This window comes from Microbacterium sp. NPDC090007 (assembly GCF_044748345.1).
In the GTDB taxonomy this organism is placed as follows: Bacteria; Actinomycetota; Actinomycetes; order Actinomycetales; family Microbacteriaceae; genus Microbacterium.
This window is the reverse complement of record NZ_JBIVFV010000003.1, coordinates 35473-50357: the sequence shown is the minus strand read 5'-3', so window position 1 is coordinate 50357 and position 14885 is coordinate 35473. Positions and strand designations below refer to the sequence as shown.

The following is a 14885-nucleotide window of genomic DNA, read 5'->3' as shown; positions in this document are numbered from 1 at the left end:
TCAGGTCGTGGGCGCGGCTCAGGCCGTCGCCTTGGTGACGGAGGGATCGATGAGCACGTCGCCGGAGTCGATCACGACCTCGTACACGGGCACCGGCTCGTAGGCCGGGAGGTTCAGCGGACGGCCGGTGGTCAGCGAGAACGCCGAACCGTGCGCCCAGCACTCGAGCGTCTCGCCCTCGACGAAGCCGTCGGACAGCGAGATGTCTCCGTGCGTGCAGACGTCGCCGATCGCGTGGACCTCGCCGTTGCCGTCGAGCACGACGGCGATGGCGACACCGTCGATCTCGACGCGACGGGCTTCGTCCTGCACCAGTTCATCGAGAGCGCACACGCGGGTCGCGCTCACGCGGCGGCCCCTTCGGCCAGTTCGCGCTCGATGGCCGCGATGAGCTCGGTCTCGAGCTCGGGGATGCCGATGCGCTGCACGATCTCGCTGAGGAAGCCGAGCACGACCAGACGCCGCGCCTCGTCTTCCGCGATGCCGCGGGCCTGCAGGTAGAACAGCTGCTCGTCGTCGAAGCGACCCGTGGCGCTGGCGTGGCCGGCACCCTGGATGTCACCGGTCTCGATCTCGAGGTTCGGGATCGAGTCGGCGCGGGCGCCGTCGGTGAGCACGAGGTTGCGGTTGGCCTCGTACGAGTCGGTGCCGGTGGCGTCGGGTCCGATGAGGACGTCGCCGATCCAGACGCTGCGGGCGCTCTCGCCCTGCAGCGCGCCCTTGTAGAGCACGTCGCCGACGGTGTGCGGCCCCTTGTGGTGCAGGTAGACCTGCGACTCGAGGTGCTGACCGGCGTCCGAGAACGACAGACCGTACAGACGCCCCTCGGCGCCCGCGCCCGACAGCTCGACCGAGGGGTTCACGCGCACGACGCCACCGCCGAAGCTCACCACGATGTGCGTGAGCTTGGCGTCGCGGTCGACGCGGGCCTGGTGCGAGGAGGCGTGGAGCGCGTCGTCCTGCCAGTTCTGCACCGAGACGACCGTGAGGTCGGCGCCGTCGCGGACGATGATCTCGACATTCTGGACATGCTGGGCCGAGCCCTCGTGGCGGAGCACCACGGTGCCGCGCGAATGCCGCTGCGCCTCGATCACCACGTGCGCGTGGGCGAGGCCGCCCGTGCCGGTCAGTCGCACGACGATCGGTTCGTCCAGCTCGACGTCCGCGGGGATCCGCAGCAGCGGGGCCTCGCTCTCGTGCGTCCACGCCAGTGCCGCCGTCAGATCCTCGGGGCGGAAGTGTTCGCCGCGCGGCGCGTCGCCGGCCGCGAGACGCAGCTGCTCGACGGCGGCGGGCGCCTCGACGTCGACGGTCATGACACCGGTGGGACCGGCCTCGTCGACGAAGAGCGACGCGAGGCGGTCGATCGGGCTGAGCTTCCAGTTGACCTCACGTCCCGTGGGCACGCCGAAGTCGGCCGGGTCGAACGAGGTCGGGCGCTCCGAGCGCGTCTGCACCGGAACGACGGATGCCACGAGGGCGGCCGGGTCGATATGACCTTCGGCGGCTGCGGGGGCCTGATCAGAAGTGGGGCTCTGGGTCGCAGTCGTCATTTAGCCTACGGATCCTTCCATGCCCATTTCGATGAGCTTGTTGAGTTCGAGCGCGTACTCCATGGGCAGCTCGCGGGCGATCGGCTCGATGAAGCCGCGCACGATCATGGCCATGGCCTCGTCCTCGGGCAGGCCGCGCGACTGCAGGTAGAAGAGCTGCTCCTCGCTGACCTTCGAGACGGTGGCCTCGTGACCGAGCTGCACGTCGTCGACGCGGATGTCGATCGCGGGGTAGGTGTCGCTGCGCGAGATCGTGTCGACCAGGAGCGCGTCGCAGCGCACCGTGTTCGCGGAGTGGTGCGCATTGGCATCCACGCGCACCTCACCGCGGTAGCCCGCGCGGCCGCCGCCGCGGGCGATCGACTTCGAGACGATCGACGACTGCGTGTGGGGCGCCATGTGCACCATCTTGGCGCCGGCGTCCTGGTGCTGACCGGGACCGGCGAAGGCCACCGACAGGGTCTCGCCCTTGGCGTGCTCGCCCATCAGGTAGATCGAGGGGTACTTCATCGTCACCTTGGAGCCGATGTTGCCGTCGACCCATTCCATGGTGGCGCCCTCGTGGGCGACCGCGCGCTTGGTGACGAGGTTGTAGACGTTGTTCGACCAGTTCTGGATCGTCGTGTAGCGCACGCGGGCGTTCTTCTTCACGATGATCTCGACCACGGCCGAGTGCAGCGAGTCGCTCTTGTAGATCGGCGCGGTGCAGCCCTCGATGTAGTGCACGTAGCTGTCTTCGTCGGCGATGATCAGGGTCCGCTCGAACTGACCCATGTTCTCGGTGTTGATGCGGAAGTACGCCTGCAGAGGGATCTCGACGTGCACGCCCTTGGGGACGTAGACGAACGAGCCGCCCGACCACACCGCGGTGTTCAGCGCGGCGAACTTGTTGTCGCCCGCCGGGATGACGGTGCCGAAGTACTCCTCGAAGAACTCCGGGTGCTCGCGCAGGGCGGTGTCGGTGTCCATGAAGATGACGCCCTGCTGCTCGAGGTCCTCGCGGATCTGGTGGTAGACCACCTCGGACTCGTACTGCGCGGCGACACCGGCGACCAGACGCTGACGCTCGGCCTCGGGGATGCCGAGCTTCTCGTACGTGTTGCGGATCTCTTCGGGAAGGTCTTCCCAGGTCTGGGCCTGCTTCTCGGTCGAGCGGACGAAGTACTTGATGTTGTCGAAGTCGATCTCGGACAGGTCGGCGCCCCAGGTCGGCATCGGCTTCTTGCCGAACAGCTGGTAACCCTTGAGGCGGGTCTTCAGCATCCACTCGGGCTCGGACTTGAGCGCGGAGATGCCCCGCACCACTTCTTCGTTGATGCCGCGCTGCGCGATGGCGCCCGCCGCGTCGGTGTCGTGCCAGCCGAACTCGTATTGCCCCAGGCTTTCGAGCTCTGGTCGGTCGATGAGGACATCGGACATGGTGATCACTCTCCTTCTCGGGCCACAACGGTGTCATCCGCCCCGACATTCCGGACTCCGGTCGAAGTCCCAGGTTCGTCGCTGGTGGGCCCGCTCGAAGGCGCTGGCTGCGCGCCTAGACTGTCTCTCGTGCGGATCGCGTGAGCGCTGCACACGGACCCTTCGATTCTACAGGCAACACCCGATCCCGGCATGGCAGGCCCGCTCCCCCGAACGCCGGGAACGCCCCGACGCCAGGAAGCCGTACGCATGCCCTCCGCCCCGTCCTCCCCCACCTCCTCCCGCGGCCCCGCGGCGTTGCGCCGGATCGGTGCCTGGTTGCCCACGCGGGTCGACCGCCGGGTGCGGGTGTTCGCGTGGCTGTCGTTCGTGGCCGAGGTGCTCATCATCGGCACCGGTGGAGCGGTCCGTCTGACCGGCTCAGGGCTCGGGTGCCCCACGTGGCCCCGATGCACCCCCGACTCTCTGGTGAACACCCCCGAGATGGGCATCCACGGGATCATCGAGTTCGGCAACCGCACGCTGACCGGAGTCGTCGGCATCCTGGCCCTGGCCGTCGTCGTCCTGGTGTGGCGCATGCGTCACGAGCGCCGTGTGCTGTTCGTCCTCTCGCTCGTCGTGCTGGCGGGCATCGTCGCCCAGGCGCTCGTCGGGGGCGTCACCGTGCTCACCGGCCTCAACCCCTTCATCGTCGGCTTCCACTACGTCGCGTCGGTGTCGCTGGTGGCGGTCTGCGCCGCGTTCCTGGTGCGCATGTACCAGCCCGCCGGACCGCGCCGCCTGGCCGCACCCCGCTGGTTCGCCGGTCTCGTGCACGCGACGACCGCCGTGCTGGCCCTCACCATCGTCTTCGGTGTGCTGACCACCGGCGCCGGCCCGCACTCCGGGGACGACGCCTCGGTGCGCAACGGCTTCGACGCGCAGGTGCTCGAGCACGTGCACGCGTGGCCCGGCTACGCCCTGTTCGTCCTCACGCTGGCGGTCGTCGTGATCGCCTGGCGGCGGCATCTCGCCGTCCGCCGCTGGGCGACCACACTGCTGGCGGTCGAGCTGGTGCAGATCGCCGTCGGGCTCTACCAGGCGCGCAACGGGCTGCCCGAACTGGCCGTGGGCACGCACATGGTGCTCGCCGCCCTCGCCGCCGCCACCATGACCGTCGTGGTGCTCCGGCTGAAGGAGCCCGTCGGCATCGAGCGTCAGGATGCCGTCCGCGAGCGGGTCGCAGCGCGCGGCTGACGCTCGCCCGGCGCCGTCCGCGGGCGGGTCGCAGCGCGCGGCTGACGCTCGCCCGGCGCCGTCCGCGGGCGGGTCGCAGCGCGCGGCTGACGCTCGCCCGGCGCCGCGCGCGAGCGGGTCGCAGCGCGCGGCTGACGCTCGCCCGGCGCCGTGCGCGGGCGGGAGGCATCGACGCGGGCGGGGATCCGCGAGAACCCGCGGGCGCGGAGCAGGGTCCTCGGATAGCGAGGCGGGGGCCGCCCGCGCTGTCCCGGGAACCGCCCGCGCGGGCGAGACGCCTCCGGGGCGATCCGAGGCCCGTCGGCGGGAGCGGACGTCGTCACGGACACCCTTATACGCTCATAGCTCATTCATCGGCGACCCCTAGGCGGCGTCCGTGTGCGTGCGTCAGGCTGGGGTGTCCGGATGCCTCTGCGTCCGCAGACGTCCCGTCGTCCCCCACGGCGGGACCCCGTCCGGTTCATCGCCGGAAGATGAAGGAGTGATTCCATGCAGACCCGTCCCCGCCTGGTGACCAGCATCCCGTTCTGGGTGCTCGTCGTCGCCTCCGTGGCCGCCATCGCCGGAGGACTCGCGATCGTCCTGAACGGCATCACCGCGATGGAAGAGGTCCTCAACGACCCCAACGCGACCGTCGTGCAGGTCTACGTCGGCCAGTCCTGGGTCGTCGTGGGAGCCGCCGTCCTGGGTGCCGGTGCGATCGGCATCGCCCTGGTCCTCGCCCTCGCCGCCGCCACCGCACTCGTGCGTCGCCCGGACGTCGCGGTCGAGTCGATCGACTGGAACAGCGACGACGAATCCGCCCCCGAGGCATTCGGGGCCGCCCCGTACGCCGCGACGTCGACGGTCCCCGCCGCAGCCACGACCGCGACCCCCCTCGCGGTGGAAGATGCCGATATCGAGGTGCCATCGACGACGCCCGCTCCCCCGCAAGCCGCCGCTGAGCGCCACGACGAGCCCCGTCTCGACACGGGGGACGACGCCGCGCGTCGCTGACCCTCTCTCGCAAGAGCGCCCGCTCCCCTCGTCGGGGGCGGGCGCTCTTCGCGTCCCCGGCTCGGGTCCCCACCGCGGACCTGTCGCCGCGCTCCCGGGCCGCTTGATCGGCGCCGGAACGTCCCGCAACGCCCTCACCCGCGCCATCGGTCACCACCGAGACCCCGCGACGTGCGCTCGAGAGTTCATCGGCGGCGAAACGTCGCACAGCGCCCTCACCCCGCGCCATTCGGCGCCACCGAAACGTCGTGACTCCCGGGGCACGCGGGCGGGCGGGGTGCAGGGGCATCCCGATAACCCGGGCGGGAACACGAAGACGCCCACCCTTCGTGGGGCGGGCGTCATCGACGTCGATCAGAAGGGCAGCAGAGGGTCGACCGCGATCGCGACGAACAGCAGCGTCAGGTAGGTGATCGACGCGTGGAACACGCGCATCGGCCGCGGCTCGCCGCCCCGCACGGCGCGCGAGTAGAGGCGGTGGGACTCGTAGATGAACCATCCCCCGAACACCAGCGCCGACACCGAGTAGACCAGGCCCATGGGCGCGACCGGGATGAGCAGGAGCGAGCACGCGACGGTGGCCCACGCGTACAGGATGACCTGCAGGCCCACCTGCGAACCGCTGCGGGTCGCCCCGAGCATGGGGACGTCGACGCCGTCGTATTGCGCCGCGTACTTCATCGACAGCGGCCAGTAGTGCGGGGGCGTCCACAGGAACACCAGCAGGAACAGGATGAACGGCGCCCATGACAGCGAACCGGTCACGGCCGACCAGCCGATCAGCACCGGGAAGCACCCGGCGATGCCGCCCCAGACGATGTTCTGCTCGGTGCGACGCTTGAGGATCATCGTGTAGATGACGACGTAGAAGAAGATCGCGGCCGCCGACAGCGCGGCGGCGAGCGGGTTCGTGAACACCCAGAGCCACACCGTCGAGACGGCCGCGAGGGTCCACGCGAAGGTCAACGCCCCGCGCGGCGACACCTCGCCGGTGACGAGCGGACGGTTCTCGGTCCGCTGCATGTGCGCGTCGATGTCACGATCGAGGTACATGTTGAACGCCGCCGCCGAACCGGCGCTGAGCGAGCCGCCGACGACGGTGGCGAGGATGAGCCAGAGGTTCGGAAGACCGTCCTGGGCGAGGATCATCACCGGAACGGTGGTCACCAGCAGCAGCTCGAGGACGCGGGGCTTCGTCAGCGCGACGTAGGCCCGGAGGGTGCGTCCGACGGAGCGGCGATCGGTCGTCGCAATGACGTGCGACGTCGTCGAGATGTCCATCGTCCCCCGGGGTAGCGCGTATATATCCCTCCGATTCTATGCCATCCCCACCACACCCCCGGCCGCCTGTCGACCCCCGTCACGATCGGCAACGGCAACGGTCGATCTCGCTATGCTGGCGAAGAACGCGCGCCCCGCGCCGACACCCCACCCCCCTCCCACTCCTACGGTGGTGAGCGCGGACGTCGGATCGTGAACCGGGCGCAGGATCGAGAAAGGCACCGTGTTGTCGGACTTCGAATGGGACGAGATCGATCGGCGCGCGGTGGACACCGCACGCATCCTGGCGGCTGACGCCGTCGAGAAGGTGGGCAACGGCCACCCCGGGACCGCCATGTCGCTGGCCCCCGCCGCGTACCTGCTGTACCAGCGCGTGCTGCGCCACGACCCGGCGGACACGCACTGGCCCGGGCGCGACCGCTTCATCCTCTCGGTCGGTCACTCCTCGCTCACCCAGTACGTGCAGCTCTACCTCGGTGGCTTCGGTCTCGAGAAGAAGGACCTCGAGGCGTTGCGCACGTGGGGCTCGCTGACCCCCGGCCACCCCGAGTTCGGTCACACCGACGGTGTCGAGATCACCACCGGTCCGCTGGGCCAGGGACTGGCGTCGTCGGTCGGCTTCGCATACGCGGCCCGCTACGAGCGCGGCCTGTTCGACCCCGAGACCCCCGCCGGCGAGAGCCCCTTCGACCACTACGTCTACGTCATCGCCGGCGACGGCGACCTTCAGGAGGGCGTGACCAGCGAGGCGTCCTCGCTGGCCGGGCACCAGGAGCTGGGCAACCTCATCGCGATCTACGACTCGAACCAGATCTCGATCGAGGACGACACCAACGTCGCCTTCACCGAGGACGTGCAGAAGCGGTACGAGTCGTACGGCTGGCACGTGCAGACGGTGGACTGGAAGAAGACCGGTGAGTACGTCGAGGACGTCGCCGAGCTGCACGCGGCGATCGAGGCCGCGAAGGGCGAGACGGCCAAGCCCTCGCTCATCATCCTGAAGACGATCATCGGCTGGCCCTCGCCCGGAAAGCAGAACTCCGGCAAGATCCACGGCTCGGCCCTCGGCGCCGACGAGCTGAAGGCGACGAAAGAGGTCCTCGGCTTCGACCCCGAGCAGCACTTCGCGGTCGCCGACGACGTCCTCGCGCACACCCGCGGCCTCGTCGAGCGCGGCGAGGCCGAGAAGGCCGCGTGGCAGCAGAAGTTCGACGCGTGGGCGGCCGCGCACCCCGGGCGCAAGCAGCTGTGGGACCGCATGCAGGCCCGCGAGCTGCCCGCGGACATCGCCGACGCCCTCCCCGCCTTCGAGGCCGGCAAGGACGTCTCGACCCGCGCCGCCAGCGGCACCGTCATCAACGCCCTGGCCGCGGAGCTCCCCGAGCTGTGGGGCGGTTCGGCCGACCTCGCCGAGTCCAACCTGACCACGATCAAGGATGCCAAGAGCTTCATCCCCACGTCGTGGTCGACGCACGAGTGGTCGGGCGACCCCTACGGTCGCGTGCTGCACTTCGGTATCCGCGAGCACGCCATGGGCGCGATCCTCAACGGCATCGTGCTGCACGGGCCCACCCGCCCGTTCGGCGGGACGTTCTTGATCTTCAGCGACTACATGCGCCCCCCGGTGCGTCTGGCCGCGCTGATGGACATCCCGACCATCTTCGTCTGGACGCACGACTCCGTCGCCCTGGGCGAGGACGGTCCCACGCACCAGCCGATCGAGCAGCTCGCGACGCTGCGCGCGATCCCCAACTTCGCGCTCGTGCGTCCCGCCGACGCGAACGAGACCTCGGTGGTGTGGCTCGAGATGCTGCGCCGCACGGCGGGTCCCGCCGGTATCGCGCTGACCCGCCAGAACATCCCCGTCTTCGCCCGCGGCGCGGGTGCGGCATCCGGTGACGAGTTTGCGTCCGCCGAAGGCGCGGTCAAGGGCGCCTACGTCCTCGCCGAGGCGAAGAACGGCGAGCCGGACGTCATCCTCATCGCCACCGGCTCCGAGGTACAGCTGGCCGTCGAGGCGCGCGAGACCCTGGCGGCCGAGGGCGTGCACGCCCGCGTCGTCTCGGCTCCGTCGCTGGAGTGGTTCGCCGAGCAGGACGAGGCGTACCGCGAGTCGGTGCTGCCGGCGGCGGTGAAGGCGCGCGTCTCGGTCGAGGCCGGCTCCGCGCTCAGCTGGCACGGCATCGTCGGCGACGCCGGACGCTCGGTCGCGATCGAGCACTTCGGTGCCTCGGCCGACTACAAGACCCTGTTCCAGAAGTTCGGCATCACGGCCGAGGCCGTCGTCGAGGCCGCGCGCGAGTCGCTCGCCGCGGCGAAGAAGTAATCGAAGGGGAACGACAATCATGAGCACTCCCACCGCAGACCTCAGCGCCCAGGGCGTCAGCATCTGGCTCGACGACCTGTCGCGCCAGCGCATCCAGTCCGGCAACCTCGCCGAGCTCATCGAGTCCCGCAACGTCTCGGGCGTCACCACCAACCCGACGATCTTCGCCGGCGCCCTGTCCCAGGGCGAGGCGTACGAGGGCCAGGTCCAGGAACTCGCCGCGCGGGACGCCTCGGTCGACGAGGCGATCTTCTCGATCACCACCGACGATGTGCGCGACGCGTGCGACATCTTCCTGCCCGTGTTCGAGGCGACCGACGGCGTGGACGGCCGCGTGTCGATCGAGGTCTCCCCCGACCTCGCACACGACACCGAGGGCACGATCGCCCAGGCCAAGGACCTCTCGGCACGCGTGGACCGCAAGAACGTCCTCATCAAGATCCCCGCGACCAAGGCGGGCCTGCCCGCCATCACCGAGGTCATCGGTGCGGGCATCTCGGTCAACGTCACGCTGATCTTCAGCCTGGAGCGCTACGAAGAGGTCATCGACGCCTACCTCGCCGGTGTCGAGAAGGCGCACGCCGCCGGTCACGACATCTCGACCCTGCAGTCGGTCGCGTCGTTCTTCGTGTCGCGCGTCGACACCGAGATCGACAAGCGCCTCGCGGCGATCGGGACCGACGAGGCCGCAGCCCTCAAGGGCAAGGCCGGCATCGCGAACGCGCGCCTGGCGTACGAGCTCTACGAGAAGAAGTTCTCCGAGGACCGCGCCACGAAGCTCCTGGATGCCGGTGCCACCGTCCAGCGTCCGCTGTGGGCCTCGACCGGGGTCAAGGACCCGGCGCTGCCCGACACGCTCTACGTGACCGAACTCGTCGCCCCCGGCACCGTCAACACGATGCCCGAGAAGACGCTCGAGGCCACCTTCGACCACGGCGTGATCAGCGGTGACACCGTCACCGGCGCCTACCCCGAGGCGCACGAGGTCTTCGACCGTCTCGCCGCGGCCGGCGTCGACGTCGCCGATGCCACGCAGGTGCTCGAGGACGAGGGCGTCGAGAAGTTCATCGCCTCGTGGCACGAGCTGCAGGACACCGTCCGGACCGCGCTGCAGGCCGGAAGCGCCCAGGCGGCGAAGTGAGTTTCGCCGTCAAGGCCACGGGCCGGGCCGCGGCGATCGTCGACGCGGAGCTGCCGGCGCTGACCGGTTCGCTCGTGGCGTCGGGGATCACGGCCGGCGACGCGAGTCTGTGGGGTTCCGCCGCCGAGGACGAGGCGTCCCGCCGGCTCGGGTGGGTGCGGGCGGTCTCCGTCTCGCGCCCGCTCGTCCCCGAGATCACAGCCCTGCGCGACGCTCTCGTCGCGCAGGGCGTGACCCGCGTCGTGCTCGCGGGCATGGGTGGTTCCTCGCTCGCCCCCGAGGTCATCGCCCGGTCCGCCGGAGTCCCGCTCGTCATCCTGGACTCCACCGCCCCGGCCCAGGTGCTCGCCGCGATCGACGGCGACGCCGAGTCGGGCGGGCTCGACAAGACGGTCCTCGTCGTCTCGAGCAAGTCCGGATCGACGATCGAGACCGACTCCGCCCTCCGCGCGTTCGAGGCGGCGTTCCGCGATCTCGGCATCGACCCCGCGGCCCGGATCGTCGTCGTCACCGACCCCGGCTCCCCCCTCGAGCAGGCGGCTCGCACCGCCGGGTACCGCGTCTTCCTGGCCGACCCCGAGGTCGGCGGGCGCTACTCGGCGCTCACCGCCTTCGGACTCGTGCCCGCGGGACTCGCCGGCGTCGACATCGACGACCTTCTCGACGAAGCGGATGCCACCCTCCTCGAGGTCGCGATCGATGCACCCGAGAACCCGGCGCTCGTCCTGGCCGCCGCCATCGCGGGCGGCGGCGCGCACCGCCGCGACAAGCTGGGTCTGGTCACCGACGGTACCCACCTGATCGGTCTGCCCGACTGGATCGAGCAGCTCGTGGCCGAATCCACCGGCAAAGAGGGGACCGGCATCCTGCCCGTCGTCCTGCTCCCGGTCTCGCCCGAGCTCGAATCGACGCCGACCGACCTGCAGGTCGTGCGGTTCGTCGATGACGCCAAGGCCTTCCACCTCTTCGAGCACCACACCGACGAGGTGCTGGTGAGCGGGTCGCTCGGCGCGCAGTTCGTGGTGTGGGAGTACGCCACGGCCATCGCGGGACGCATGCTCGGCATCAACCCCTTCGATCAGCCCGATGTCGAGTCGGCCAAGCAGGCCGCCCGCGGTCTGTTGGATTCCCGCCCGGCTGCGACCGCGCCCGCGCTCGTGCTCGACGGCGTCGAGGTGCGCGTGTCCGATCCCTCCCTCGCTGCGGGCGGGACGCTGGCATCCGTTCTGGACGCCCTCTGGGCACGTGTGCCCGCGGACGGGTACGTCGCCATCCAGGCGTACGTGGACCGCGGGGATCTGTCGCAGCTGTCCGGGCTGCGCGAGCTCGTGGCCGCCGACTCCGGTCGACCCACCACCTTCGGCTGGGGACCCCGGTTCCTGCACTCGACCGGGCAGTACCACAAGGGAGGACCCGACACCGGCGTCTTCCTCCAGATCCTCGAGCGCACCGACGTCGACCTCGAGATCCCGGGGCGACCGTTCACGTTCGCCCAACTCATCCAGGCACAGGCCGCGGGAGACGCGAGCGTGCTGGCGGAGGGCCACGGCCGTCCCGTCGTCACGCTGACGCTGACCGACCCGCAGGTCGAGGTGCTCTCACTCTTCGAGGCGGCACAGTAAGCATGGTCGTAGAGATCACACCGGGTCACAACCCCCTGCGCGACCCCGAGGATCGCCGACTGAGCCGGATCGCGGGGCCCAGCGCCCTCGTCATCTTCGGCGTCACCGGAGACCTTTCGCGCAAGAAGCTCATGCCGGCCGTCTACGACCTCGCCAACCGCGGACTGCTTCCCCCGGGGTTCGCCCTGGTCGGCTTCGCACGCCGCGACTGGGAGGACCAGGACTTCGCGGAGGTCGTGTACGAGTCGGTCAAGAAGTACGCGCGCACCGAGTTCCGCGAAGAGACGTGGAAGGAACTTCTCGAGGGCATCCGCTTCGTGCAGGGCGAATTCGACGACCCCGAAGCGTTCCGGCGTCTGCGTCAGACCGTCGACAAGCTCGACACCGAGCGCGGCACGATGGGCAACCACGCCTACTACCTGTCGATCCCGCCCAAGGCCTTCCCCGTCGTGACGGCTCAGCTGAAGGAATCCGGCTTGGTCGGCGATCAGGCCGATGGCGTCGACGGATGGCGACGCGTCGTCATCGAGAAGCCCTTCGGCCATGACCTGGCCTCGGCGCGCGAGCTGAACGAGTCGGTCGAGAGCGCGTTCCCCGCCGACTCGATCTTCCGCATCGACCATTACCTCGGTAAAGAGACGGTGCAGAACATCCTCGCGCTGCGCTTCGCGAACGAGCTGTACGAGCCCATCTGGAACCGCAACTACGTCGACCACGTCCAGATCACCATGGCCGAGGACATCGGCGTCGGCGGTCGCGCGGGCTACTACGACGGCATCGGTGCGGCGCGCGACGTCATCCAGAACCATCTGCTGCAGCTCCTGGCCCTGACGGCGATGGAAGAGCCCATCAGCTTCAACGCCGCGGATCTGCGTGCCGAGAAGGAGAAGGTGCTCGCCGCGGTGCGCGTGCCCGAGAACCTCGCCGAAGCGACGGCGCGCGGGCAGTACGCCGGCGGCTGGCAGGGTGGCGAGAAGGTGCTCGGCTTCCTCGAGGAAGACGGCATGAACCCCGAGTCGGTCACCGAGACGTACGCGGCGATCAAGCTCGAGATCAATACGCGCCGCTGGTCGGGCGTGCCGTTCTACGTGCGCAGCGGAAAGCGCCTGGGTCGCCGTGTGACCGAGGTCGCCGTGGTGTTCAAGCGCGCGCCGCAGCAGCTGTTCTCGCGCAGCCAGACGCAGGAGCTCGGGCAGAACGCGCTCGTCATCCGCGTGCAGCCCGACGAGGGCGTGACGATCCGCTTCGGTTCCAAGGTGCCCGGCGACGGCACGCAGGTGCGCGACGTGACGATGGACTTCGGGTACGGCCACGCCTTCACCGAAGCCAGCCCCGAGGCGTACGAGCGCCTCATCCTCGACGTGCTGCTCGGCGACCCGCCGCTGTTCCCTCGGCACGAGGAGGTCGAGCTCAGCTGGAAGATCCTCGACCCGATCGAGGAATACTGGGCCGCCCAGGGCGGCCCGCTCGAACAGTATTCGCCCGGGTCGTGGGGGCCGGCATCCGCCGACGAACTCCTCGCCCGCGACGGCCGCACCTGGAGGCGCCCGTGATCATCGATCTGCCCGACACGACCGTCAGCGCGATCTCGAAGAAGCTCGTCAGCGTCCGCGAAGAGGGCGGCGCCGTCGCCCTCGGCCGTGTCCTGACGCTCATCATCGTCACGCACCACGGTGCCGAAGAAGAGGTCATCGAAGCGGCCAACGACGCCTCGCGCGAGCATCCCATGCGCGTCATCGCCGTGCTGCTCGGCGACGACGGCGAACAGCCGCGGCTCGACGCGCAGATCCGCGTGGGCGGCGACGCCGGCGCGAGCGAGGTTGTCGTCCTCCGGGCGCACGGCGCCGCGGGGTCCAACGCCGAGAGCCTGGTCACGGGACTGCTGCTCCCCGACGCCCCGGTCGTCGCTTGGTGGCCCGCCGACGCCCCCGTCGATCCCTCGCGTTCCGAGATCGGTCGAATCGCGCAGCGCCGCATCACCGACGCCTCATCGCAGCCGGATCCGGCCGCCTGGGTCGCGCAGCTCGGTGAGAACTACTCCCCCGGCGACACCGACTTCGCGTGGACGCGCGTCACCCGCTGGCGCGAGCAGCTCGCCGCGGTGCTGGATCAGCCCCCGTTCGAGCCGGTCACGGCGATCGAGGTGCGCGGCGCCGCGGACTCGCCCTCGACCGCGCTCCTGGCCGCGTGGCTGGGGATGAAGCTCGACGCCCCCGTCGACTACGCCTACCTGCCCGCCGACGAGTGGGCCAGCGGCATCAAGTCGGTGCGCCTCACCCGCCCGAGCGGCGACACGCTCCTGGAGCGCCCCGAGGCCGGGGTGGCGGTGCTCACCCAACCCGGTCAGCCCACGCACGATCTGGCCTTCCCGCGCCGGACGCTTCGCGAGTGCCTCGCCGAGGAGTTGCGCCGACTCGACCCCGACCTGCTCTACGGTCGTGTGATCACCGACGGCCACGACCTTCTGCTCGCGGCGGGCGCCAAGGAGGACTCGTGACCGAGAACGGCTCCGTCAAGCAGGTGATCATCAAGCCGGATGCCGACACTCTGGCGTCCTACGTCGCGACGCGTTTCATGAACCGCATCGTCAAGCGCGTGGCCGAGGGCAAGCGCATGCACGTGTGCCTCACGGGCGGGACGATGGGCGGTGCCGTCCTGCGGACCGCCGCGCAGGATGACCGCATCCCCGACATCGACTGGTCCCTCGTGCACTTCTGGTTCGGCGACGAGCGCTTCGTTCCGCGCGACAGCGACGACCGCAATGAGAAGCAGGCGCGCGAGGCGTTCCTCGACCACCTCGACATCCCCGCCGCCAACATCCACACGGCCGCCTCGAGCGAGGACGGCCTCGACCTCGATGCCGCGGCCACGGCCTACGCGGACGAGCTCGCCCAGTTCGCACCGTCGGACCGCGGCGACGCGGGTCCGTGGCCCTCGTTCGACATCTGCTTCCTGGGTGTCGGACCCGACGCGCACATCGCCTCGCTCTTCCCCGACCGCCCCGAGATCTCGGTGACCGACCGCGCGGTCGTGGCCGTGCGCGAATCGCCGAAGCCGCCGAGCGAGCGGGTCTCGCTGACGCGCCCGGTGATCAACGCGTCCAAGCGGGTGTGGATGGTCATCGCCGGCGCCGACAAGGCCGCCGCGCTGGGCCTCGCCCTCGCCGGGGCCAGCTACCAGAGCGTTCCGGCGGCCGGGGCCAAGGGACGCCGGCGCACGGCGTTCTTCGTCGACGAGGTCGCCGCCGACCAGGTGCCACCCCAGCTGATCGACCGCGAGTACTGAGCGAGGTCCCTCTCGCGAAGGACCGG

Annotated in this window: 12 protein-coding genes; 8 read left to right on the top strand and 4 right to left on the bottom strand. The window is 70.1% G+C overall.

The genetic code is table 11. The annotated features are described in order from the left end of the window. Positions 1-18: 18 nt before the first annotated feature. From ACIPVB_RS11480 to sufB, 3 genes are read right to left on the bottom strand one after another with little or no spacing between them, the layout of a single operon-like run. The gene (locus tag ACIPVB_RS11480) at positions 19-348 is read right to left on the bottom strand and encodes a non-heme iron oxygenase ferredoxin subunit (protein ID WP_400369045.1); all 330 of its coding nucleotides are present in this window, start codon (positions 346-348) and stop codon (positions 19-21) included. Further along, positions 345-1553: a Fe-S cluster assembly protein SufD gene (gene sufD, locus ACIPVB_RS11475; protein WP_400369043.1), complete on the bottom strand. Its 1209-nt coding sequence runs from the start codon at positions 1551-1553 to the stop codon at positions 345-347. The genes ACIPVB_RS11480 and sufD overlap by 4 nt, the downstream gene beginning before the upstream one ends. Further along, positions 1554-2972: a Fe-S cluster assembly protein SufB gene (gene sufB, locus ACIPVB_RS11470; protein WP_400369041.1), complete on the bottom strand. Its 1419-nt coding sequence runs from the start codon at positions 2970-2972 to the stop codon at positions 1554-1556. Positions 2973-3221: 249 nt separating this feature from the next. Between sufB and ACIPVB_RS11465 the strand changes: the two genes are divergently transcribed. Both ACIPVB_RS11465 and ACIPVB_RS11460 read left to right on the top strand, forming a co-directional pair. Continuing rightward, entirely contained in the window at positions 3222-4208 is a 987-nt protein-coding gene (locus ACIPVB_RS11465; RefSeq protein WP_400369039.1) for a heme A synthase, read from the top strand. Between the two features lie 489 nt (positions 4209-4697). Continuing rightward, on the top strand, positions 4698-5204 hold the full coding sequence (locus ACIPVB_RS11460) for a dinucleotide-utilizing enzyme (RefSeq protein WP_400369038.1): 507 nt from the start codon (positions 4698-4700) through the stop codon (positions 5202-5204). Between the two features lie 354 nt (positions 5205-5558). Here the strand turns inward: ACIPVB_RS11460 and ACIPVB_RS11455 are convergent, their stop codons facing one another. Beyond that, positions 5559-6485, bottom strand: coding sequence for a heme o synthase (locus tag ACIPVB_RS11455; protein WP_400369036.1), 927 nt, complete (start codon positions 6483-6485; stop codon positions 5559-5561). A 226-nt stretch (positions 6486-6711) separates the two neighbouring features. Here ACIPVB_RS11455 and tkt point away from each other — a divergent pair, with 226 nt between their 5' ends. Genes tkt through pgl form a run of 6 tightly spaced genes read left to right on the top strand, consistent with a single transcriptional unit; the run spans position 6712 to position 14859 of the window. After that, positions 6712-8811, top strand: a complete 2100-nt coding sequence (tkt, locus tag ACIPVB_RS11450) for a transketolase (RefSeq protein ID WP_400369447.1) — start codon at positions 6712-6714, stop codon at positions 8809-8811. A gap of 19 nt (positions 8812-8830) precedes the next feature. Continuing rightward, a complete protein-coding gene (gene tal, locus ACIPVB_RS11445; protein ID WP_400369035.1) occupies positions 8831-9952 on the top strand; it encodes a transaldolase in 1122 nt (373 codons plus the stop codon). Then, entirely contained in the window at positions 9949-11574 is a 1626-nt protein-coding gene (locus ACIPVB_RS11440; RefSeq protein ID WP_400369034.1) for a glucose-6-phosphate isomerase, read from the top strand. Before tal ends, ACIPVB_RS11440 begins: the two co-directional genes overlap by 4 nt. Before the next feature lie 2 nt (positions 11575-11576). Then, entirely contained in the window at positions 11577-13127 is a 1551-nt protein-coding gene (gene zwf, locus ACIPVB_RS11435; RefSeq protein ID WP_400369032.1) for a glucose-6-phosphate dehydrogenase, read from the top strand. Continuing rightward, positions 13124-14071 (top strand): glucose-6-phosphate dehydrogenase assembly protein OpcA, encoded by a 948-nt coding sequence (locus ACIPVB_RS11430; protein ID WP_400369031.1) that lies wholly within the window; start codon positions 13124-13126, stop codon positions 14069-14071. Before zwf ends, ACIPVB_RS11430 begins: the two co-directional genes overlap by 4 nt. Then, on the top strand, positions 14068-14859 hold the full coding sequence (gene pgl / locus ACIPVB_RS11425) for a 6-phosphogluconolactonase (RefSeq protein ID WP_400369030.1): 792 nt from the start codon (positions 14068-14070) through the stop codon (positions 14857-14859). The genes ACIPVB_RS11430 and pgl overlap by 4 nt, the downstream gene beginning before the upstream one ends. The last annotated feature ends 26 nt before the right edge of the window (positions 14860-14885 follow it).